We start from the raw sequence: 23,975 nt of genomic DNA on the forward strand, positions 1-23,975 counted from the left end.
TTCGGGCAATTTCTACGAAATTGCCCGAACCCTTTTATTTTAAAATTCATGAATCAAAAACATTATATTATCTCTTCTTCAGCTTTATTTTTATCCTTAAGCATCCATGGAATGATAAAGTAAAAACCAATGGCAATAAATACTGCAAGCAATCCGGTTCCGATCCATAATACATTGAATCCTAACTTTTCTGCAATGAGTGTTCCTATATAAGGTGTAATGATAAATGCTATGGAAAATGATATCCCGTTCAGTCCCATATAAGCGCCTTTATTGTTCTTTCCCGAGCGTAATGCTGTAATGGTAGACATAAATGGAAGTGTCCATATTTCTCCTACACAAAGTAAGGTCATAGACAGCACAAGGGTAATCATACTGTAATCAAACGCAAGCATTGCATAGGAAATACCACATAGGAAAGTCCCGAACAGCATTGTAAAGGCTAAAGTAAAATATTTCTCAGCGACCTGTACCAGTCCCATTTCAAGCAATACAATCAGGAAACCGCTGTATCCCAGAATGTATCCGATATTTTGCTGACTTAAATGTGCTGTATCCTTATAAAATATGGTCAGAGTGCTGAACAACTGGAAGAAACATATGGAAAACAGCATACAGAATACACAGTAAATCAAAAATTTACTATCCCGATAGGGAGAGCTTTCTTTTTTAATAATGATAACTTCTTTTACCTTTTTTGCCTTTTCTTTTGCCAATTTTGCACGGCCTTTAAAAAACCAGATATACATCAATCCCGCCAGCAAAGCAGCCAGTGCATTACTGAAAAACAGAAATTCATAAGAAATAGCCGACAAAATACCACCCAGCGCAGGACCAATTGAAAACCCGAGATTTACAGCCATACGGTTCAGTGAGAAAGCACGGGTAATATTTTCAGGTTTTGCATATTTGGTAATCGCCACCGAGTTCGCAGGACGGAAAGTTTCACTTACAATACTTTGGGCTAAAATAATTCCTGCCAGACCAGCTTCGGTAGTAAAGAGCGGGATCATACAAAATAAAGGAACACTGAGAAGTAAGCTCAGACTCTGTACTCTGTACTCACCTATTTTATCCGTGATCATTCCTCCCAGCCACGATCCAATAACCGAACCTATTCCAAAAAAACTCAGTACAATTCCGGAATTTTCAATACTGAAATGTAAATGATTAGTCATATAAACTCCCAGAAACGGAAGTACCATAGAACCGGCCCTGTTGATGAGCATTACCAACGCCAGCATCCAACTCTCCTGCGAGAGTCCTTTAAAAGAACTCGTATATACGTTAATTAGTCTCACAATAATATTTGGGGGAATTTGAAAGTGCAAAATTAGATAAAAATAACCCAAAAGCCTTTGTTTACACCTCTTTTTTATCAATAACATTCATAAAAATACCCAATAAACCATATTTCGAAAAAAATGGAAATTTTTATAATATAAAATCCTAATACCTTTATAAAAATCGTAAATTGCAGTAACAACAAGGGTTTTTAAACTAAAAACACTTAAAAACACAATAAAAATTTAACCGATACTGAGAATGGTAACCTACGAAAATTTACATGATACGCTATCCTTTTACAGTATTGACTGCCGGCAATCCTACTATATTTCTTCCGGAAAACCCATTTTTGAATTTCCAAAGACTCCTTTCAGAATGGATTATTATGCGCTGTGCGTCTGTACTGCAGGAGAAATCCATATTGAGATAGATCGTCAGAAATATAAAGTAGATGTTCATAGTTTCCTTATCGCTGCACCATCTACGATTGTAAAATTTGGAAAAACCAGCAATGATTTTACAATGAAACTGCTGTTCTTTGACAAGAATTTTCTGATTAAAAATATCTCCAATCCTTTCATCATTGAAAAAATGAACCTTTTCTCTAAAGGTTCCTACAGCATTATAAAAACCACTGCAAAAAACTCATCGCAGCTGCAAAACCTTCTGGATTATCTTGATAAAAAATCGAAGAAGCAGGGAAAATTTACGGAAGAAATTATCCGCACTATTATTTTCAATCTGCTGTTGGAGGCCGCTGAAATTATAGAACAGGAAAACTCTTCAAATCCGGACAAAAAAGAAGAAGGAAAAAAAGATCTTTATCTGAAATTCAGTAAACTGATCAGAGAAAACATCACCAGGGAACGAATGGTTCAGTTTTATGCGGATCAGCTCCATGTTTCCAATAAATACCTCATCGAAATCATTAAAAAAGCAAGCGGAAAAACACCTCATGAGGTTATTGATGAAGCCTTACTGAAAGAAGCTTATGTCATGCTCGGAAATCCTGATATGACGATTTCTGAAATTGCATTTGAGTTACAGTTTAATTCCGCCTCGGCATTCGGCCGTTTCTTTAAAAAACATACTACGCTTTCTCCGTCAGAATACAGAATGAAAGAAAATATTCAGTCATGAGAATTTGGGGATAATAATTCTGAACTTGGGGATATATATCGCTTTGTGAATAGAGCTACCTTTATACTGTTAATTAAAAACAATACAAAATGAGTACGATCAATTCAAAATTCGACAAAGTTTTAAATGCCTCTGACCAGTTTGGAAACGTAAACCACGAACCGGATTCAAGTAAAGAAGTTCAGATTAACACTCCTGAAAAAACTATGCCTTTCTCCGACCAGATCGGAAACTATCAACGTAATAAAGGAATTCCTTTACAGTCTTACGAAAACAGTAAAATCTATATTGTAGGAAGCGGAATTGCCGGCATGTCTGCCGCTTATTATTTTATCCGTGATGGCCGTGTACCGGGCAAAAATATTATTTTCCTTGACCAGCTGAATGTGGAAGGCGGATCTCTGGATGGAGCCGGTAATGCAAAAGACGGTTACATCATCCGTGGGGGTAGAGAAATGGATATGACTTATGAAAATTTATGGGATATGTTCCAGGATATTCCTGCTCTGGAACTTCCTGCACCCTATAGTGTATTGGATGAATACCGTCTTGTCAATGACAACGACCCGAATTATTCTAAAGCAAGATTGATCCACAATCAGGGACAAATTAAAGATTTCAGTAAATTCGGGCTGGAGAAAAAAGATCAGCTGGCGATTGTAAAATTGCTGTTAAAGAAAAAAGAAGAGCTGGATGATCTTACGATTGAAGATTATTTTTCTCAATCTTTCCTCAACAGTAATTTCTGGTTCTTCTGGCGTTCTATGTTTGCCTTCGAAAACTGGCACAGCTTACTGGAATTGAAACTATACATGCACAGATTCCTTCATGCTATTGACGGAATGAAAGACTTCTCATGCCTTGTATTCCCAAAATACAACCAATACGATACGTATGTAACTCCATTAAAAAACTTCCTGGTGGAAAAAGGAGTACAGATCCGGTTCAATACATTGGTAAAAGATCTTGATATTCATATTAATACGGAAGGAAAAACTGTAGAAGGAATCATCACTGAACAGAATGGAGAGGAAGTAAGAATACCCATCGGTAAAGATGATTACGTTATCGTAACTACCGGATCTATGACTGAAAGTACATTCTACGGAGACAATAATACCGTTCCTGAAGTTACGATAGACAACAGCAGCGCCGGACAAAGTGCCGGATGGAAACTTTGGAAAAATCTTGCTGCAAAATCTGAAGTGTTCGGGAAACCTGAAAAATTCTGTAGCCATATTGAAAAATCTTCATGGGAATCTGCTACATTAACCTGTCGTCCTTCTGCTTTTACAGAAAAACTGAAAGAACTGTGTGTAAATGATCCTTATTCAGGAAGAACAGCTACCGGAGGGATTATTACCATTACAGACTCCAATTGGGTAATGAGTTTTACCTGCAACAGACAGCCCCATTTCCCTACTCAGCCAGATGATATCCTTGTAGTATGGGTATACGCTTTATTGATGGATAAAGAAGGTAATTATATTAAAAAACCAATGCCTCAGTGTACCGGAAACGAGATTCTTGCCGAGCTGTGTTATCACCTTGGAATGACTGACCAACTGGATAATGTTATAGAAAATACCATTGTACGTACGGCATTTATGCCTTATATTACTTCTATGTTTATGCCAAGAGCACAGGGAGACCGTCCGAGAGTAGTTCCTGAAGGATGTACCAACTTAGGTCTTGTAGGACAGTTTGTAGAAACCAATAATGATGTTGTCTTTACTATGGAAAGCTCTGTGAGAACAGCAAGAATAGCTGTTTACAACCTTCTTAATCTCAACAAACAGGTTCCGGACATTAATCCGTTACAGTATGACATCCGACATTTATTAAAAGCTACCCAGGCTTTGAATGACTATAAACCTTTCTTAGGAGAAGGAATTTTAAGAAAAATATTAAAAGGAACTTATTTTGAACACATCCTTGTAAACCGTCCGGAAGAAAAAGAAGAACACGAATCTTTCTTAACCAGATTTCAGGAATGGGTAAAAGGAGTAAAAGATTGAAAATATTAGCTTACAAAACAATAGTTTTAAAGTAGTATATACTTTATTCTTAACGCAAAGGTTTATAAAAAACTTATTCTTATTCTAAGAGAGCAAAGGCAGATAAATCTGCTCTGCAAAGCAATACGCTTCATCAAATCAACTTGTTGATTCTCTTCTTTGCTTCCTATAATAAATCATTATTATTCTAAGCCTTTGCGTCAAAGACAAAGTAGCATTTTTTTTAAAAGTATCATCTACTTTAAAAACATTTTTAATTAAAAATAAATCTCATGGATTTTAAAAATATAACGATAGCAGGAAGTGGTGTATTGGGATATCAGATCGCCTTCCAGACTGCCTATCACGGTTTCAACGTTACCGTATATGATATCAATGATGAAGTATTGGAAAAAGCCAAAGGTAAATTCACCGCTTTAAGTATGGCATACCAGCAAGATTTGGGAGCAACAAAGGAACAACTTGATGCCACATTTAAAAATATCAATTATTCATCAGACCTTGCTGAAGCCGTGAAAGATGCCGATCTTCTGATAGAAGCAGTTCCTGAAGATCCAGCCATCAAAACGGAATTCTACCATAAGCTGGCACAGGTAGCACCTGAAAAAACAGTATTTGCAACGAACTCCTCTACACTACTTCCAAGTCAGTTTGCTGAAGATACGGGAAGACCGGAGAAATTTGTAGCCCTTCATTTTGCTAATGAAATCTGGAAACACAATACCGGAGAAGTGATGCGTCACCCGGGAACTTCACAGGAAGTATTTGATTCTGTCATCCAATTTGCAAAAGATATTGGAATGGTAGCATTACCTATCCAGAAGGAGCAACCTGGGTATATTGTCAATTCATTACTAGTTCCTTTGCTTGGTGCAGCTGTCAATCTTTGGGTTGATGAAGTATCAGATATAGAAACAATTGATAAGACATGGATGGTAGCTACAGGAGCACCTGCAGGGCCTTTTGGTATTCTGGATGTGGTAGGAATTACAACCGCCTACAATATCAACAAAATGGAAGCTGAGGAAACTCAGAATCCGTTGAAAATAAAAGCTGTAGAAAAATTAAAAGAAGATTATATTGATAAAGGAAAACTGGGAGTATTGACAGGGGAAGGATTTTATAAATATCCTAATCCTGCATATCGCGACAAAGACTTTCTGAAATAGAATCTTATACTTCAGATTTTAAACTATTAAATAAAATCAGGACTTCGAACGGAGTCCTGATTTCGTTTATCAAATATTTTAAAGAATAATTTTAGCTTATAAAATTGTATACGGCTTATTCCCAGTGATCAAAATGATGATTGCTTAAGCATTACACTTGCTGGAAATCTTCGATTTTCTTGCGCCTTAAAAATAATCACATGCATAAAATTCTTAGCGCCTTTGCGTTTCCCAACAAAAAATACAGCAGGATTTCATTTTTGAAGTCCTGTTTTTATTTGTCAAATGCTATTAAAATAATTCTGACTTATAAAATTATAGGCTGGAAAACGCAAAGACGCAATTTTTTTTTCTACCCGTTTTTAAGGCGCTAAGATTTTATCTTCGATAAAATTGTATAATGTTTATTCCTAAAGATAAGAATAGTGATTGAATAAACATTACACTTGCCGGAAACCTTCGATTTCTTCGTGTCTTAAAAATATTCACCATGTATAAACTTCCTAACGTCTTTGCTTTTTCCAACAAAAACAAAAAAGCAGAACTCCAAAAATGAAGTCCTGCTTTTATTTATGATCTATTCCTGAAAATTATTCAGGTTTATAAGAATCTTTCAATGTTACTGTACGGTTAAATACCAAAGTATCTTCTGTAGAATCCTGATCTTTTGTAAAGTATCCGATTCTCTGGAATTGCAATGGCTCTCCAACAGCTACTTCTTTCAGGTTCGGTTCAGCAAATCCTTTTACAGTAGTTACTGATTCAGGATTGATGAAGTTTAAGAAATCTACATCTTTTTCTGCATCAGGCTGCTCCACTGTAAACAGTTGGTTGTAGGTTCTTACTTCTACAGGAATAGCATGTTTTGCAGATACCCAATGTAAAGTTCCTTTTACTTTTCTTAAACTTTCCTCTGTTCCGCTTCCAGACTTACTCTTCTCATCATAAGTAGCATAGATGGTAGTGATTTCACCATTTTCGTCCTTCTCTACTCTTTCAGCTTTAATGATGTAAGCAGATTTCAAACGAACTTCTCCACCTAATTTAAGTCTGAAAAACTTATTGTTAGCTTCTTCTTTAAAGTCTTCACGTTCTATATAGATTTCTCTTGAGAATGGTATTTCTCTTGTTCCTGCATTTTCCTGTTCAGGATTATTTTCAGTTTCTAACCATTCTTCTTTATCTTCCGGATAGTTTTCGATCACCAATTTTACAGGATCTACTACTGCCATTACACGCTTGGCAACTTTATTCAAGTCTTCACGTACGCAGAAATCCAGCAACTGAATTTCGATAAGGTTTTCTCTTTTCGCTACCCCTACTTTTTCAATAAAATTTCTGATAGAAGTAGGAGTAAATCCTTTTCTTCTCATCCCTGAGATAGTAGGCATTCTAGGATCGTCCCATCCCGTTACTACTCCTTCAGCTACCAATCTTTGTAACTTTCTTTTGGAAGTAATCATATAGGAAACATTCATCCTTGCAAATTCTCTCTGCTTGTTTTTAACTCTTCCTTCTTCGTAAACCTGATCTAAATACCAGTTATACAAAGGTCTGTGATTTTCAAATTCTAAAGAACAAAGTGAATGCGAAATTTGTTCGATATAATCCGATTCACCATGAGCCCAATCGTACATTGGATAAATTTTCCAAGCTGTACCGGTTCTGTGGTGAGGCTTATTCAAAATTCTGTACATCACAGGGTCACGCATATTCATGTTAGGTGAAACCATGTCAATTTTTGCACGAAGAGACATTGAACCACTTTCAAATTCTCCGTTTTTCATCCTTTCGAATAAATCTAAAGATTCTTCAACAGGACGGTTTCTGTATGGAGATTCAATTCCTGGTTCTGCAGGATTTTTTCTCTGTTCAGTAATTACTTCAGAAGGCTGCTCATCTACGTAAGCTTTTCCCTCTTTAATTAACTGAACCGCCCAATCGTAAAGCTGCTGGAAGTAATCGGATGCATACAAAACTTTATCCCATTTGAAACCTAACCATTCAACGTCTTTCATGATAGAATCTACGAATTCCTGTTCTTCTTTCTCAGGGTTCGTATCGTCGAAACGAAGGTTTACGGGAGCATTGTATTTTTCGCCCAGACCAAAGTTGATGCAGATGGCTTTTGTATGCCCTACATGCAGATAACCATTAGGTTCAGGCGGAAAACGGAAACGAATCTGATCTCTTTTCAGACCGTTTGCCAAATCATCTTCTATAATTTGCTCAATAAAATTGAGTGATTTTTTTTCTTCTTCCATTAAAGTAGCTTTTATTTTTTTGCAAAAAAAGTTTCACAAAGTTACGGAAAAATAAGCTTTTGTAAAAGTGATAATTTAAAAGCCTTATGTATTGTATTTCAATATTTTTCACTAATTTCGGGATGCTAATACCATTTTAACCAATTAACCGTCATGGCCGTTTATATCTTAAGCAACCGGAAAATTATCCGGCACAAAGGCGAAAGAGTAGACTCTTTTTCCAATGAAGAATACTCGATTCCTAATTTCAGGATCGCCAAGTGCGATTTTGACAATTATAAGGAACCTACCGCACAGGTCAAAAAGAAGAAAGATTATACCAACAGAAACATTCTGAATTACAAGCTTTTTTCCGAACCTGAAAAACAAGGGTATGAAGAAGTCCTAGAGGTTCTGTTAAATGAAAAGGGAATTAAAAAATCCTCTCTTACAGCCAATAATCTTGGCGGAACCCAAAGAATGTTTTATGAATTGTACAAAAATATGTCTTCTACCAAAGACAGAAGTGATGTACTGATATTCATCCATGGTTATTTGTATGATTTTGATGATGAATTAAAGGCCATACTTGATCTAAAAAAAATATTCATTGATAATCCGGCATCTCCTGTAGAACATATCTTATTTGTCAGTTGGCCCGCTTCCGGCAGTATGATCCCTTTGAGTTATTTTGATGATAAGGCTTCCAGCATCAACTCCGGAACTTCTCTGGTGAGATTGTTTTATTTCTATACTCAGTTTTTAAAAGATATTTTTTCTAACCGGGATCTTGCTCCCTGCAATCAAAGAATACATCTTATGGCTCACTCTATGGGAAACAGAGTGCTTCAAAGTATGTTATACAGCCTTAAGAGAGAGAATATACTGCGTGTTATTGACCAGGTTCTCCTGTTGAATGCAGATGTGAGTTATAAAGTGTTTGAAGATTCTGAGGATTCATTCAATAAACTGCCATTATTAGCCAACCGGATTTCTATTTACTTAAACAGACAGGATATTATTCTGGGGGCTTCTCAGTTTACCAAAAATATTCTTACCCCAAGACTTGGTAAAAATGGACCAAGTGATATTGCTCATTACAAAGATATTGTGTCTATTATCGACTGTACTTTTGTAAAAGATGATCTTCTCAACAGTCTTAAATATGAAGTAGGAAATCATTGGGGATACCTTTCAAGCTCGCAGGTACAGAAAGATATCTTTCAAAATTTAAACGGAATTGACAGAAATCTTATCACCAACAGATCAAAGGATAACGAAAATATTTTCACAATTATTTCTTAACAAATAATTAAAATAATTCTTAAAAAATAAACTCTGTGTTAAAATTAGCCTCAAATTACAGTATGGCACAGAGATTGCTAATTCAAACGTTAGGGAATTACAATTTTTTATTATGGGACAGATTAAAAAAAGGTTTTCTGATATATTAAACTATATCAAGAAAGCCATCTTCGTAAAAGATGTGATTTAACTGAGTAAAAACCTCTAAATCAACAAAATATTCGATACAGAACTACTACATCCTCATAAAGACCGGATTAAAAATAACCCTCATCTATTCTGCATAGGAAGGGATTGCTAAATTGAAAAACCGGAACCACCTTTTTAGATTTCAAACAATACAAACTTTTTAGTAAAATTGTTAAATATTACTAAATAATTCCCCATGTGTTGTATAATTAAAAAAAGTTATCGACATTTACTTACCAATCAAATAAAATCAATAACATGAAAAATCTAAAGAAAATCAAAAGAGGAGAATTAAAATCCATCAAAGGAGGAAGACCACCTCTTGGATGCAACAGCTGGAATCCGGTTGCTATGTGCTGCAGATCATGGGCACCTGACTATTGTGGCCAAACTACTTGTCCAGATTCACCTCCACCATTATGCTAATTAATTTTTAACAATTATATTTTGAACCACAGCAGCTCATTTCTGAGTTCTAAATCGGATTCAAAATTATTGACAAATAAAGATCCAGTGCCTAAACCTTGAGGCATTGGATTTTTTTTGGTAAATGTATACTGAGCAATGGCGTTCAAACCGATATTACTTTCCAAAGCTGAAGTAATCCACCAGCCTATATTCTGATTTTCTGCCAGAGAAATCCATTCATCTGAACCTGAAAACCCTCCCACTAAAGCAGGTTTAAGAATAATATACTGAGGATTTATCGTTTCTAAAAGTTGTTTCTTTTTTTCAGGATCAATAATTCCGATCAGTTCTTCATCCAATGCAATGGGAGTAGGTGTTTTTGCACATAGTTCAGCCATATCATTCCAATTTCCGGCTTTAATAGGCTGTTCAATAGAGTGAATATGAAGATCAGCAAGCTGCTGTAACACAATGACTGCTTCCTCTTTACTGAATCCTCCGTTAGCATCCACACGAAGTTCCAGCTGATCTTTTGAGAATTTTTCTCTTAATTTCTGGAGAATAACATGCTCAGATTTCCAATCGACACCAATTTTTAATTTGATACAATGGAAACCTTTTTCCAGTTTCTCCTGAATCTGTTCTTCCATATACCCAGCATCGCCCATCCATATCAGTCCGTTGATGGTAATCGCAGATTTTCCTTCGGTAAATTCACCAGGAAAATAAAGACTGTCTCCATATTTCAGATTCTGAACTGCCTGCTCATATCCAAACCAGATAGAAGGAAAATCTTTCAGTTCTTCCTTCAAAAATTCCGCATCCTGATTGATATTTTCACAAAGCCATTTCAGTTTTTCTTCATAATCGGGTCTGTCATCAAAACTCAGTCCTCTGAAAATAGCACATTCTCCCACTCCTTTTCTTCCTTCTTCGGTAATCGTCAGAATAAAGGTTTCTTTATCAAGCAAAACGCCGCGAGATGTTCCACTCGGGCGTTTAAATTGTAATAAATATTGTAAGTATGTTGCTTCCATTTATTTCACGCTGTCGATACGCATAAATTCTTCAGCCTTTTCTACCATTTCAATACTTCCGCAGAAGAAAGGAATTCTTTGGTGAAGTTCTGTAGGCTCTATTTCAAGAATTCTTCTGAATCCGTCAGTTGCTTTTGCTCCTGCCTGCTCTGCAAGGAACGCCATTGGATTACATTCGTATAAAAGTCTTAATTTACCATTCGGAGCTTGTGAATAAGAAGGATAAATATAGATACCTCCTTTCAGCATGTTTCTATGGAAGTCTGCTACCAATGAACCGATATATCTTGAAGTATATGGACGGTCACCTTCTTCCATCTGGCAGTATTTAAGGTAATTCTTTACGCCCTGAGGAAATTTGATATAGTTTCCTTCGTTGATAGAATAAATCTTTCCAGTTTTTGGGAAAGTCATGTTAGGATGTGAAAGATAATATGTTCCCAAAGATGGATCCAATGTAAATCCGTTTACTCCATTACCTGTTGTATAAACAATCATGGTAGATGAACCGTAAATAACATATCCCGCAGCAATCTGGTTGATCCCTTTTTGTAAAAAGTCTTCCAACTGTACAGGAGTTCCCGGTTCTGTAACTCTTCTGTAGATAGAGAAGATAGTTCCCACAGAAACATTTACATCAATATTGGAAGATCCGTCCAAAGGATCAATTAATACTACATATTTACTTAAATGTCCGTTTTCACCACATTTAATATCAATAAAGTCATCATTTTCCTCAGAAGCAATACCACAAACAACCTCTCTTTGAGACAAAGCCGTAATAAAAATTTCGTTAGCAATCACATCTAGTTTCTGCTGCTCTTCTCCCTGAACGTTTTGGTTTCCTGCAGCTCCTGTAATATCTACAATTCCGGCTTTATTTACTTCTCTGTTTACCACTTTCGAAGCCAATCTTATTGCACTTAGAAGACGAGAAAATTCACCTGTAGAATACTGAAAATCGTCCTGTTTATCTATAAGAAATTCTCCTAAAGTCTGTAATGGTTGATTTGACATATTTTTCTTTTTACGTTTTGCCCAAATTTCGGAAAATTTATCGCATTAAGAAAATTTAATTAAAAAAGAGATTAATCACTGTATTTCAACACAATACAAACAAAACACAAGATAATCCCAAGCCTTTACTGGAAATTATGTCTCCGATTTTGTTGAATCAGGAACACAAAAAATACAAATTATTTCATTATTTGTTGATTTTAAGGAAATCTTAATTCTATCTCCTCGCTAGGCTATTTCATATCTCGTTGTAAATTTATAATTTTGACGTCCGTAAAAAACTCATGTAATTTTTTATCTAACAATTTTATTTTTAACAATTTAATGAAAATTTTCAAGTTTGGTGGAGCATCAGTAAAAGATGCTGACAGTGTAAAAAACGTGTCCATGGTTCTAAAAAGCCAGGGATTTGCCAAATGTTTGCTGGTAATTTCAGCAATGGGCAAGACGACAAATGAGTTGGAAAAAGTTGTAGAACTTTATTTCAAAAAAGATAACTATCAAGCTGAGATTGAAAAGATAAAACGAAAACACATGGAAATTGCGGAAGGACTTTTTCCTGAAAATCATGCGGTTTTTGCTGAAATCAATCTCTTTTTTGATGATATTGATTCTTTTTTAAGAAGAAATAAATCTCCTAATTACAACTTCGTATACGATCAGGTGGTAAGCTGTGGAGAAATGATTTCTACTAAAATCGTGAGTGAGTATCTGAATGAGATCCAATTTACAAATCAGTGGCTGGATGCCAGAGATTATGTAAAAACGGATAATTCTTACAGAGAAGGTACGGTAGACTGGACAAGAACAGAAGAATTTATTTCCCATCTTAATCCTGAAATCTGCTACGTAACTCAGGGATTCATCGGTTCTGACGACAATAATTTTACGGTGACGTTAGGAAGAGAGGGTTCTGACTATTCTGCTGCTATTTTTGCATATTGCTTAAATGCTGAAGCAATGACGATCTGGAAAGATGTACCTGGAGTAATGACCGGAGATCCAAGAAAGTTCAGTGATGTAACTCTTCTTTCCAACATTTCTTATGAGGAAGCTATTGAAATGGCTTATTATGGAGCAAGTGTTATTCACCCAAAAACATTACAGCCACTTCAACAAAAAAATATTCCTTTTTATGTAAAATCTTTTGTAGATCCTACTAAAGAAGGAACAAAAGTAGGTGCTTCTGACAAAAACCAACAGGAAGAATCTTACATTCTGAAAGAAAACCAGGATCTTTTGAAAATCTCAACCAGAGACTTCTCTTTTATTGCAGAAGATCATATGAGCCTGATTTTTGGATATTTATCTAAATACAAGATCAAAGTTTCCCTGATGCAGAATTCTGCAATCTCTTTGGCACTGTGCCTTGAGGATAAATTTAATCATATTGATGAGCTCAACGAAGAGCTTCAAAAAATTTTTAAAACCGAAGCAATTAAAAATGTATCTTTATTCACAGTAAGAAATGCGAAGAAGGATCACATTGATAAATTTTACCATGAAAAAAATGTATTATTGGAACAAATCTCCAAGAATACTCTTCAAATGGTAACACAATAATATTAATTGCGACTAAACACACATGAGTTTAATTTCGAAAAACGATCTGATCAAAGCTTCCGGCTTAAGTAAACTTGGGTTCCTCAAGAACCCGGTAGCATCTGCTGTGATGAGCATTGCTAAAATAAACGAAGTAAATAAATTATACGATAAATTAAAAGACAAGGAAGGCAAAGACTTTTTCGACTCATTTGTGAGAGAAAGAAACCTAAGCTATGTAGCTTTTGAAGAGGATCTGGCAAAGATTCCGAAAACTGGACCATTTGTTTTGGTTTCCAATCACCCACTGGGTGCTATTGACGGGATTCTGATGTGCAAGGTCTTATCAGAGGTTCGTCCGGATTTTAAGGTAATGGGAAATTTCCTTTTGGAGAAGATCAAACCTATGGAACCGTACGTAATCGCTGTAAATCCTTTTGAAAACAGAAAAGACGCTTACAGCAGCTCTTCGGGAATGCGTGAAACCCTCAAGCATTTACAAAACGGAGGCTGTGTAGGTATTTTCCCGGCAGGAGAAGTTTCCAACAAGAACAATCCTTACGGAGAAATTTTAGATAAGGAATGGGAAAAAACGGCACTTAAGCTTATCAGAATGGCTAAAGTGCCGGTAGTTCCTATGTATTTCCATGCTAAGAACAGCAGACTTTTTTATCAGGTGGCTAAGCTTCACCCGAATTTGCAGACTCTGATGCTTCCTGCAGAAATGATGAATGACAGGGAAAAACCTATCAGAATCAGAATTGGACGCCCAATTACCGTAAAGGCAATGGACGAGATGGAAACGATTGAGGAATTGGGAGAGTTTTTAAAACGTAAGGTTTATATGATGAAATCTTACTATGAAAAGAGAAAATCCCTTGCCCAAAGCATCAATCTTCAGAATTTATCTGTTAAGTTCCCTTTATTAAAAGAAGAGAATATTGTTCAGAACATCATTGATGAAACCCCTCTGGAAGATATTATTAAAGATGTCGATAAATTGAGAGGAACTGATAAAATGCTTTTCAGTAACGGAAATTATGAAATCTACTTTACGACTTACGAGGAAATTCCTTCTATTATGAGGGAAATCGGACGTCAGAGAGAGCTTACTTTCCGTGCGGTAGGTGAAGGAAGTAATCTTCCTTTTGATCTTGATGAGTATGACAAGCATTACCATCACCTGTTCCTTTGGGACAATGGTGAGAAAAAGCTGGCTGGTGCTTACAGAATGGCATTGGGTAGAGAGGTAATGAAGAAATATGGTATCAAAGGCTTCTATACAAGCTCTTTATTTGAGTTTGAACAGGACATCCATCCTTTCTTCAAAAAGGTAATTGAAATGGGTCGTGCTTACATCTGCCAGGAATATCAGCAGAAACCACTTCCACTCTTCCTTTTATGGAGAGGAATTGTGCATGTATGTCTGAGAAATCCTGATCATAAATTTCTTATGGGTGGAGTGAGTATCTCGAATAAATTCTCAGAGTTCTCGAAATCATTGATGATTGAATTTATGCGTTCAAATTATTTTGATTCCGCAGTAGCTCAGTATATCACTCCAAGGAATGAATACAAAGTAAAGCTTCGCGACAGGGATAAAAACATTTTCTTTGAGGAAATGGAGTCTGATCTTAATAAACTGGACAAGATTATTGATGACCTTGAGCCTGAATTGAGACTTCCTGTATTGATCAAAAAATACATCAAACAAAATGCTAAAGTAATTGCTTTTAACGTGGATCCAAACTTTAATGATGCGATCGATGGATTGATGTATATCAGAATCAGTGATCTTCCGGAAAACACGATCAAACCTGTATTGGAAGAGATGAGTGAGCAGATCAGAAAGGAGCAGGAAAATAATCCGGCTGATAATCAGTAAGTTTTTAATTTTATTCAAAAAAAGTACGATGAATACTTGCTTTGTATACTAAAACTTACTACTTTTGCATCACTTTAAAACAACGAAGTAAGTCAAACAAAAATATAATGGTTTCTTAGCTCAGTTGGTAGAGCAATGGATTGAAAATCCATGTGTCCCTGGTTCGATTCCTGGAGAAACCACTTTAAAACCTCTAATTCAGTTTAGAGGTTTTTTTGTTTTTTACATTCAGCTCCTTTCTCTCATTCTTACTTCAGACATATTGCTAAACGGATATAAAAGCACAATACATTTTTCCATATTTGATTTAAAACAAAAAATTAATCAAAAGTTTGGGAATTAATTTTTTATTTGACAGGTAAGACTTAATTTAGTAGAACAAACCTAATTACAAATAAACTATGAAAGTAAAATTATTAGCCAATACCTTTTGGGGTATTGCTGCTCTGCTCATTTTTCAATCATGTGCAGAAAACACTATGGCAACAGAGGATACTGTTACAAAACAAAAAAACACCTCAGCTGTAAATAAAACTTCATCCTTCACCGTGCCAATTGCCGGAAATTCTTTTTTAACAGTAAAGCCTTCGGGAGCCAATGAAGTTATTACTTCCACTAACCTGGGTAACTGGACCAACTCCAATAGTGTTATAAGTACTTATTTCAGGGTGAGTAATACCGGAACATTAAACATTGGATTAAAAGCTTCTGTTCCTTCAGGTACAAGTGTTGTAAAGGTAACAGTAGGCAACACCTCCAAAAATGTTACTTTAACCGGATCTACTTCTAAGGATTACACCGTGGGAGATTTTACTATTTCTTCTCCGGGTTATGTAAAAGTTGATCTTCAGGGAGTCTCCAAAACCGGAGGATATTTTGCTGATGTAACAGGTGTTACTTTCAGTGGAGCAGCTTCTACAGGAACCAATATTTACAGCAATGATCCATCTTATTATTACTGGGCACGCAGAGGGCCTTCCTGCCACCTGAATTATATGATTCCTACTACGAGTAATGTCAGCTATTATTACAACGAAGTAACAGTCCCTGTGGGAGAAGATAAAATTGGCTCTTATTTTATGGCCAATGGCTTTAGTGCGGGCTATTTTGGAATGCAGGTTAATTCTGCTACGGAAAGAAGGATTTTATTCTCAGTATGGAGCCCATTTGAAACCGATGATCCCAATAATATTCCTCCCGATCACAAAATCATTCTGAACAGAGCAGGAACCGGAGTAACAATTGGAGAATTTGGCAATGAAGGCTCGGGCGGACAAAGCTATTACAAATACAACTGGAGTGCAGGACAAACCTATAAATTTTTATTAAAAGGTGAACCTGATGGAACCGGAAAAACAGATTTTACAGCCTGGTTTTTATCTCCGGATTCTACGACATGGAAGCTGATAGCCAGCTGGAAACGGCCTCAAACCAGTACTTATCTTAAAAGCTTCTATAGTTTTGTTGAAAATTTCAATCCCGAAAATGGATATCAGGGCAGAAAAGCAGAATTCAAAAATCAATGGGTAAGAACTTCAGACGGCAATTGGTTTGCCATTTCCGGAGCAAAGTTCAGTGTGGATAACACTTATAATGCCCAACAAAGAATAGATGCCATAGGAGGCACCAATGGTAACGCTTTCTTTTTGCAAAATGGAGGGTTCTTTAATACAGTCGTTGCTCCCGGCACACAGTTTTCTGTTAGTGCACCTACATCAGCTCCAAATATTAATTTTTCTACACTTCCTTAGAATGATCATTTAAAAATAACAAGCCAGCTACTTTAAATAATAGCTGGCTTTTTTATCTTGTCCTTTTAAAGATCTATTAGAATTTTCATCAATTAATCCGGAGCGCCTACACTATCAAACCCTTCAGCATAGCTTATCACTTCTTTTAAATTAGGTAAACCGTAATAATTATTTCTTTGCATCTCTTCTTTTAAATGAGGCCATTTAATTTTACTCCTTGAATCATCTTCAAAATATGCTCCTAAAATATTCCATCTAGGATCCCAACCATCCTGATTCCTGTGATTTTTTTTGAACAGGAAATCATAAGTATTTGCAAGATAAGCTATCATTTTAATTTTTTCATTCTCTGAATAATTATTGTATTCATCTGTTTCTAATAATTTTGACCCGAACTCCATTAATCCGTATAAATCTTTAGGATTTGAGCTTTTTTGATAAGTGTCAGTCAAACTCTGCAATATCCCATCCCGTATTTCTAATTCTTTATTACAATTTTTAGCAAATATAAGTTCACCTATTTTATATTGATCTTTAGATTGAATATATTCATTAATAATCATTTCATTAAATTTAGGTTCTTTATCATAACCAAAATTTTTAACCAATAATTTTATAAAGTTTTTATCATGAGTTACTAACCAAATGATATATGTTTTGTTATCATTGAACAAGTACATATTTCTTGCAATGATTCTTTGATTATTTACTTTTCTTTGCTCTTTTAGATTTACCACATCTTTCCAATGTGGAATTTCAACGTCGACTTGTGAACTTGATTTTCTAATAATTTTACTAGATTCGATATCACTTAATGTGGGATATTCTTTTTGATAATCAAGAATTTCAGGTAAATAGTAAAAGTCAGTGAAAAGTTTTCTTTTTTTGTCAATATATCCTCCTTCATAATCAACACTATTATTACTATAAGTTACAAAACTTCTGTCACATTTATCAAAATAGTTTACGTATAAGAATGGATTACTTGAGCTAATATCTATTATTCTTCCAAAAACAGTTTTAATTTTATCAATAAATTCGTTATTAGATATTTCCTTAAATCCATTTGAAAATAATATTTTTTGTACAGTTTCAGCTGATGCATCAAGCTCTTCAGTATCAAATGGTATTTTAACTAGTTCAGCTCCTGCTTCATCAATTGATTTACCTGAACCCTCCTGCAACTGCTTCTTGAGAACTTTTGGTATTATAGTATCATCATTCATACTTATTGTTTTTTGATTATTTTCTGAACTGGGCTTTTTTTCCTGGCAGCTTAAACTGCTCATTATTAATAAGGAATATATTGTTAGTCTAATTTTACTTTTTATATTCATAGAAATTATATTTTATTATCTGGAACTTTCTTTAGAGTTTTCAGCATTTACATCATACTTTGGAAGTTGTTTGTCTTTTTCAGATATTGTATATTTTTTAGGTTTAGTAATCGCAATAATTGATTTACTCTTTTTATCAACAGAGCCCAAAATTATTTTTTGATGCCCTGCTGTTTTTTCGCCATTCCCCTGATTTCCTCCCAAATATACATATCTTGTTCCATCTAAATTTTCACCAGCTATTAATGCCACGTGTGAGAAATCAAAAACTATTAAAGCTCCTACAAAAGCTTCACAATCTTCTCCATTTTCCCATGTACTTCCTTTCCACCCAAAAGCTGCAGCACTTTTGGCAGTATTAATCCTTTTATAATCCTGAGTTTGATCGAAACACCATGCTAGAAATGCCCCACACCAAGGATTTGTATAATCATAGCCTAGCCCTGCAGCAGAAGACACATCAAAATATTCTGTGATCTTTTCTTTTAAAGGACTATCTATTTCCCTTAATCCTTTATATTTTTCATATTCTTTCCAGGCAACCTGGAACCATGGAGCATCTCCTACCAAATTTAATTCTGTACCTTTACCACATTCTTCTACCTTAAATACAGATTTCATAGAATCACCAGATTTAACTTCCCAGTTACCTAGCTTACCTCCACGATACCAGATTTTACGGTTCAGCCTTGATGGTGTAAGCTTATTTAAAATATCAATAATAGAATCTACTACTACATCATCAGCTGATTTACCTGTATCATCAGCTTTCAAATACATAGAATCCTTATACCAATCTGCCATCCCAGTTATTGCAGCTTCCTTAGGCGTATAATCTCTATCTACTCCATCAACAATTGTAACACCAGAGTCACTAGCTTTTTCATCTATTTTCTTCTGAATTTCTTTATAATTACCTTTTCCTGTTATTTGTAATAATCCTCTGCCCCTAAAGTTCCAAGTATCATCAACTGATTCATTCCCAAGTCTTCCTCCATATGCTATTTCTGCGATCTTTTTTTCATTAGATTTATAACCGTTTTTGGAACTTCTACCATACTCATAAGCCAGATCATTTGGGGGGCTTTGTTTTCCCAGTTCAGGATTTGCCCTGAAGTTCTTAAAGTGTTTTGGAAGATCTTCTGCGGCATAATCTAAACTTTCCCCATGAAGACCTCCTTTTAAATTTGTTCCTGCTTCTTGTAATGATTGCGCAAAAAAATGAGCTTTTCTTGCACATGTATTGAGTTCAAAGATATTTCTGTATTTATTTAAAGTTAGCGCTAATTCCTGAAGATCCTCATTTTTTGCATTTTTGTATACTTTTTTGAGAATATCAATTGTAATTTCTGCTTTACACCGTGGACAACCGCTTTCGCCATCCCTCTTCACCTCCGCCATTTCCACAACCACAGGCATCACATCATTCTCAATAGCCTCCGGTGTCTCTTTCTGAGATACTTTGAGACAACCACTCTCGTAGAAAATAAATTGCTTACGCAACTCCAACATCTCTTGCTGAGTAAATGCTGTTCCATCTTTTTTATACGCTTTAATTCCCAGTTTTTCCATATCCTCCGTTCTGACAAGATCAGCAGGAAGCGTACTATTGATTGTCAACTGGCTTTTTTCTATTTTCCAGACTTTCTTTTTGGGATCAGCGGGATCCTGAACCTGACGGGAAACCTGAGCAATGTAGTAATCAAAGTTTTTCGGTGGATTTTTCCATTCTTCTTTTGCTGTAAAGGAAACTTCCAAAAGACCGTCTTTACCTGTTTTTTCCTCGTTATAACTTTGCTTACTTTCGTGGGTATAGGTGATATGATCTTTTTCGTTTAAGCCTTCTTTGGGAATCTCCTTCAAAACATCAATCTTCAGAACTTCTTCAGTCATATTAACGGTATGTACCCAAAGTTTATGGGTTTTGCCATAGAAAGTCTGCATACGCTGAATATCTTTACCATCCTCAGTAGAGAACATAATGGAAACAATTTTCTGCTCGGAAGTGATGACCAGTTCTTCATTGGAATCTAAAACTTCCAGATAAGTTGTAGCACTGTCTACCACCACAGGCTTCGTTCCCTGAATGGTAATGTTACCCGGAAGTACAATATCCGCAGATGAACTTGCCTGAAGCTCTACCGTAAATACGATTCGGTAAGACGGATTGGGATTTTCTGTTGTTTTTGGTATAGCCGCCAGCAATTTTTTCTTGTAATCATCATTGGTGGTAATAAGGAAAGAAGCTTTGCCTTCATTGTTCAACGTAACTGTTTTCTCCTCCAGCATGTATTTGTCTTTCTCTTTATAGAAATCATCACCTTCACCTTTTACCCAGATTTTTACTTTTAAAGCCTGATTCTGAAGTCCATCAATCTCAATAAATCCATACGTTTCTTCTCCAAATCCGGTTTCAGTACGTTTCACACCAGTTCCATAGGCCCAAAGTGCTCTTTTTACAGCAGGTTCAGAAACTTTTACTTTCGCTTCTATTTTCTTTCCATCAGTATAATCTCCTGTTAAATAAGCCGAAATAGTATATTCTCCGAGATCATTGAATGTAATGGTTCCGTCTCCGTTATTGGTCACTTTATCCGGAACTTCTATTTTGATGGCTTCATTGCCTGCCAGCGTAGCAATTCTTGCCGTTGCTGTATATTTTATTTTTGTTCCTTTCGGAATATTGGCAGCCGGAAGGGTAAATTTATCTATGACATTTTGAATCACCTCAAAATTAAAACAGTCTGATCCGGAAAATCCGGGCTGTTTTCCAGTTCCTAACGGATTAGCATAGGCTTCAAGTATATATTTTCCAAAATATTGATTACTGGCCAGTTTTGCATCATTATAAAGCAATTCAGCTACCTTTTTATTAATTGTTCCTGTTTTGAAAGAAGGTGAATTTTCAAATAAAGCAACTCTTCCTACTCCTTCTTTTTTAAGATACCAATATACAGAAGTCCCTGAAGGCATATAATTAACATTAAACTTCGAAGCCTGCACTTTGATAGTATCACTGAATCTCACCAAACCAGGTTCTCCTTTGACTCCCATTACTCCCAGACTGTTTTCGATTTTAATTTCTACAGACTGCGGCTTGGGGTCGGTAGGATCTGTAAAGGCTTCAACTGTATATTTACCTGCATTTTTAAAAGTGAGAATAACACGATCACCTGCACCTGTAACGGAAACAAGATGTGAAGAAGAAGCTCCGGAAGAACTGTTATACAGTACTGCTGTTCCTTGTTTTACAGTCCAGTGAACAGTATTTACCGGCATAAAGAATCCTCTGTTTAATATTTTTGCCTGATCTGTTGTACTGTTGAGCTTACGTTCAATGGATAGCGGCAGAGGAATATTAATTAAAGTTGAAGAACCCGGACTGACAATTTTCTTTACAAAATCCTGTACGACTTCCACATTGAGAGAGCATTTGGCATCACCTGCTTTTTTACCATAAGCTTCCAGTCTGTACTTCCCTTCTGTAAGTCCATCGAATATTTTACTCATGGATTGACTGAAATTGCTTCCCAATCCGATAAATGTTTTTATTTTATCTTTTGTTCCTTCTCCTTTAAAAAGTGCCCAGATAATTTTCTTCTCATCGCCTTTGAACAGAGCTTTCAGATCAAGATTATCTCCGCCAAAAGGATTCATAATAGGAAGAAGCGGGCCATTCATTCCTTTGATATAATAGTAAGTACCATTAAGTTTATCCGTTGGTATCGGTCTTATCATTGAAATTGATGATACTGCTATACTTGCCTCAGAAGCGGAAGATGAAGGCCATTGCGGGGAAGTATTGGCTACGGAAAACTCATCGGCTTCTTTCACATCGATCCGTGAAACATTGTTGGCCTGCCCGGTGGTTGCAAAAGCGATAGTTCCCGGAACACCATATCCCGGACAGTTTCCAGTAGAAGCATCCAACAGGATTTTCATACTCTTGTTGAATTCTACATTTTCGTAATAGTCTTTATATTTGATATTACACTTGCCTTTGCATGGATAGGTTTTCCCATCTGATCCTTTACAGTTTCCGAATCCGTTTCCCCCTCCGAAACTGTCTGCTTTATCATCAAGATAGGTAGCTACAGGTTTATTCTGTGCAAAATATTTGTTTTTGCCCAGCTTTTTTTTCTGGCTTTTTACTTCCATGGGAACGGCTGTCCCATTGGAGTTGTTGGTTACAGAACTGCTGCAGTACGCAGTGGCTCCTTCTATAATGATGTATCCTTTATCCGCCATGTCATTTGTTCATAAAGTTTAAGTCATTGTGATCGTTTCCCGGTATACTGTTTTTTCTCCATCTGACAATATAAAGTCAGCTTTCTTTTTGGAATACTGTTTTTTGTGAGAATTGTATTCCATTTCTATATGCAATCTTATGTGATACTGCCCTGCCTGATACAGGTATTTTGTATCTAATTCTTTTTTTATTGTTTCCGGAATTTTAATTTCAGAAGCAAAGAAAGCCTCAAAGCCATATTCCCTTTGCTCTGCACTGATAATTCCGTGGCATTCTACATCTCCGATTCCTTTGATATTCCATACCATGGATTCTTCATTTTTTCCTCCGTTGTCTACATAATAAGGAGCAAACAAAAGAAGATTCCAAAAGGGTTCTTTGAGCTTATTTTTATAAAAACCGGCTTCATCTTCAAGCGCTGATAAGTATTGACTTCTGAAAACCTCTACATTTTGATACTTTTCCTGAAGGTTTGATGTTTTGAGTTTCCAGTTTTCTATATTTTTCTGATGATCTGCAGCGCCTAGAAAGTTCCCTTTTTCATCTACCTGTATTTCCAAAGGATAAGAGCTTTTTTCCAGCGCATACAGGATTTCCATGAATTTATTTTCTGATGGAAAAGGGGAATCTTCTACTTTTTCTATCAGCCAGCTTTTGGTGAGATCTTCATTTACCTTTTCCTGAAGGGTAATGTTAAAAGATGAATAAAATCCTTTTGTTTCTCCAAACTGTATTTCAAGAGCATTTTCCACCTGATAATGATGGATTCCTGATGTATATTTCTGAAAAGGCTTTACTCTTGTTTCTACCATATGGGATTATTATTTAGAAAAAATACACGACACTATTTATCACAGTTTTTATTTGCCACCGTCTCTTCCGGCAGATTGTAGAGGTATATTTTCTCTATTGTTCCTTTTCCACATTTGCTTACCACATAATTGGCTATAAAATCCTGCTGATAATGTGATATTTCTTCTCCTAACAGCTCTCCGGCACTTTCTTTATTGGTTATAAAATATGAAGTATTATCCGTTTTTCTGTAAAAAACAAAGTTGAGTGAGGAGGTTTCCGGCTTTGTAAGAACTTTATTGCTTTTCAATCTGTTTTCTACATACTTTATAATTTCTTTTTTCAGAACATTTTCAGTAGGTTCCGGATTGTCTACAAGAATATAGTATGAAATCTTGACAGCATTTTTATAATAAGCATTGGTAAAAGTCATATGCTCAAGAGGAATAAAGTCATTCCGTTTCTTGTCACAGCTCAAGGCTATTAAAAGAAAGCATACTATCGTGATCATTTTTATAGATTGCAAATACTTCATTTTTTTGTAATCCCTATTAGGTTTAATCGTTAATCATTTAATATTCTCCCGGCCTTCTTCTGCCCATATTA

At 35.7% G+C, this 23,975-nt stretch carries 16 protein-coding genes and 1 tRNA gene; 9 read left to right on the forward strand and 8 right to left on the reverse strand.

What is annotated here, in order from left to right; all coding sequences use genetic code 11:
• Positions 1-62: 62 nt before the first annotated feature.
• On the reverse strand, positions 63-1,244 hold the full coding sequence (locus ACKTTZ_RS01440) for an MFS transporter (RefSeq protein ID WP_407849121.1): 1,182 nt from the start codon (positions 1,242-1,244) through the stop codon (positions 63-65).
• A 301-nt stretch (positions 1,245-1,545) separates the two neighbouring features.
• On the opposite strand from ACKTTZ_RS01440, the gene ACKTTZ_RS01445 reads away from it, so the two are divergent.
• The 3 genes from ACKTTZ_RS01445 (at position 1,546) to ACKTTZ_RS01455 (ending at position 5,614) form a co-directional block, all read left to right on the forward strand.
• The gene (locus ACKTTZ_RS01445) at positions 1,546-2,427 is read left to right on the forward strand and encodes an AraC family transcriptional regulator (RefSeq protein ID WP_034695194.1); all 882 of its coding nucleotides are present in this window, start codon (positions 1,546-1,548) and stop codon (positions 2,425-2,427) included.
• A gap of 89 nt (positions 2,428-2,516) precedes the next feature.
• Positions 2,517-4,445, forward strand: a complete 1,929-nt coding sequence (locus ACKTTZ_RS01450; RefSeq protein ID WP_407847047.1) for an oleate hydratase — start codon at positions 2,517-2,519, stop codon at positions 4,443-4,445.
• A gap of 272 nt (positions 4,446-4,717) precedes the next feature.
• The gene (locus tag ACKTTZ_RS01455) at positions 4,718-5,614 is read left to right on the forward strand and encodes a 3-hydroxyacyl-CoA dehydrogenase (protein WP_407847048.1); all 897 of its coding nucleotides are present in this window, start codon (positions 4,718-4,720) and stop codon (positions 5,612-5,614) included.
• A gap of 590 nt (positions 5,615-6,204) precedes the next feature.
• Here the strand turns inward: ACKTTZ_RS01455 and ACKTTZ_RS01460 are convergent.
• Complete coding sequence (locus ACKTTZ_RS01460) at positions 6,205-7,878, reverse strand: glutamine--tRNA ligase/YqeY domain fusion protein (protein ID WP_407847049.1); 1,674 nt, start codon at positions 7,876-7,878, stop codon at positions 6,205-6,207.
• Between the two features lie 153 nt (positions 7,879-8,031).
• On the opposite strand from ACKTTZ_RS01460, the gene ACKTTZ_RS01465 reads away from it, so the two are divergent.
• Complete coding sequence (locus ACKTTZ_RS01465) at positions 8,032-9,162, forward strand: alpha/beta hydrolase (protein WP_034695190.1); 1,131 nt, start codon at positions 8,032-8,034, stop codon at positions 9,160-9,162.
• A 447-nt stretch (positions 9,163-9,609) separates the two neighbouring features.
• Complete coding sequence (locus tag ACKTTZ_RS01470; protein WP_156106428.1) at positions 9,610-9,777, forward strand: bacteriocin-like protein; 168 nt, start codon at positions 9,610-9,612, stop codon at positions 9,775-9,777.
• Positions 9,778-9,791: 14 nt separating this feature from the next.
• On the opposite strand, the gene menC is transcribed toward ACKTTZ_RS01470, so the two are convergent.
• Positions 9,792-10,796, reverse strand: a complete 1,005-nt coding sequence (gene menC / locus ACKTTZ_RS01475; RefSeq protein WP_407847050.1) for an o-succinylbenzoate synthase — start codon at positions 10,794-10,796, stop codon at positions 9,792-9,794.
• A complete protein-coding gene (fbp, locus tag ACKTTZ_RS01480; protein ID WP_034695188.1) occupies positions 10,797-11,813 on the reverse strand; it encodes a class 1 fructose-bisphosphatase in 1,017 nt (338 codons plus the stop codon). It lies immediately after the preceding gene.
• A 324-nt stretch (positions 11,814-12,137) separates the two neighbouring features.
• Here fbp and ACKTTZ_RS01485 point away from each other — a divergent pair, with 324 nt between their 5' ends.
• The 4 genes from ACKTTZ_RS01485 to ACKTTZ_RS01500 all read left to right on the forward strand — a co-directional run bounded on the left by ACKTTZ_RS01485 (position 12,138) and on the right by ACKTTZ_RS01500 (position 16,991).
• On the forward strand, positions 12,138-13,376 hold the full coding sequence (locus ACKTTZ_RS01485; protein ID WP_253317006.1) for an aspartate kinase: 1,239 nt from the start codon (positions 12,138-12,140) through the stop codon (positions 13,374-13,376).
• Between the two features lie 22 nt (positions 13,377-13,398).
• Positions 13,399-15,240 carry a lysophospholipid acyltransferase family protein gene (locus ACKTTZ_RS01490; protein ID WP_034695185.1) on the forward strand — a complete coding sequence of 614 codons (1,842 nt, stop codon included), beginning with the start codon at positions 13,399-13,401 and terminating at the stop codon, positions 15,238-15,240.
• A 109-nt stretch (positions 15,241-15,349) separates the two neighbouring features.
• Positions 15,350-15,422: transfer RNA gene (locus ACKTTZ_RS01495), tRNA-Phe, on the forward strand.
• Positions 15,423-15,641: 219 nt separating this feature from the next.
• The gene (locus ACKTTZ_RS01500) at positions 15,642-16,991 is read left to right on the forward strand and encodes a DUF3472 domain-containing protein (protein WP_407847051.1); all 1,350 of its coding nucleotides are present in this window, start codon (positions 15,642-15,644) and stop codon (positions 16,989-16,991) included.
• A 92-nt stretch (positions 16,992-17,083) separates the two neighbouring features.
• Here ACKTTZ_RS01500 and ACKTTZ_RS01505 read toward each other — a convergent pair whose 3' ends face one another.
• The 4 genes from ACKTTZ_RS01505 to ACKTTZ_RS01520 are packed head-to-tail and all read right to left on the reverse strand — an operon-like array spanning position 17,084 to position 23,880.
• Positions 17,084-18,328, reverse strand: a complete 1,245-nt coding sequence (locus tag ACKTTZ_RS01505; protein WP_407847052.1) for a hypothetical protein — start codon at positions 18,326-18,328, stop codon at positions 17,084-17,086.
• Between the two features lie 15 nt (positions 18,329-18,343).
• Positions 18,344-22,576: a hypothetical protein gene (locus ACKTTZ_RS01510; protein ID WP_407847053.1), complete on the reverse strand. Its 4,233-nt coding sequence runs from the start codon at positions 22,574-22,576 to the stop codon at positions 18,344-18,346.
• Between the two features lie 18 nt (positions 22,577-22,594).
• Complete coding sequence (locus tag ACKTTZ_RS01515) at positions 22,595-23,389, reverse strand: hypothetical protein (RefSeq protein WP_407847054.1); 795 nt, start codon at positions 23,387-23,389, stop codon at positions 22,595-22,597.
• 32 nt (positions 23,390-23,421) lie between these two features.
• On the reverse strand, positions 23,422-23,880 hold the full coding sequence (locus ACKTTZ_RS01520; RefSeq protein WP_156106427.1) for a hypothetical protein: 459 nt from the start codon (positions 23,878-23,880) through the stop codon (positions 23,422-23,424).
• Positions 23,881-23,975: the final 95 nt, after the last annotated feature.

Source organism: Chryseobacterium sp. KCF3-3 (assembly GCF_045865955.1).
In the GTDB taxonomy this organism is placed as follows: domain Bacteria; phylum Bacteroidota; class Bacteroidia; order Flavobacteriales; family Weeksellaceae; genus Chryseobacterium.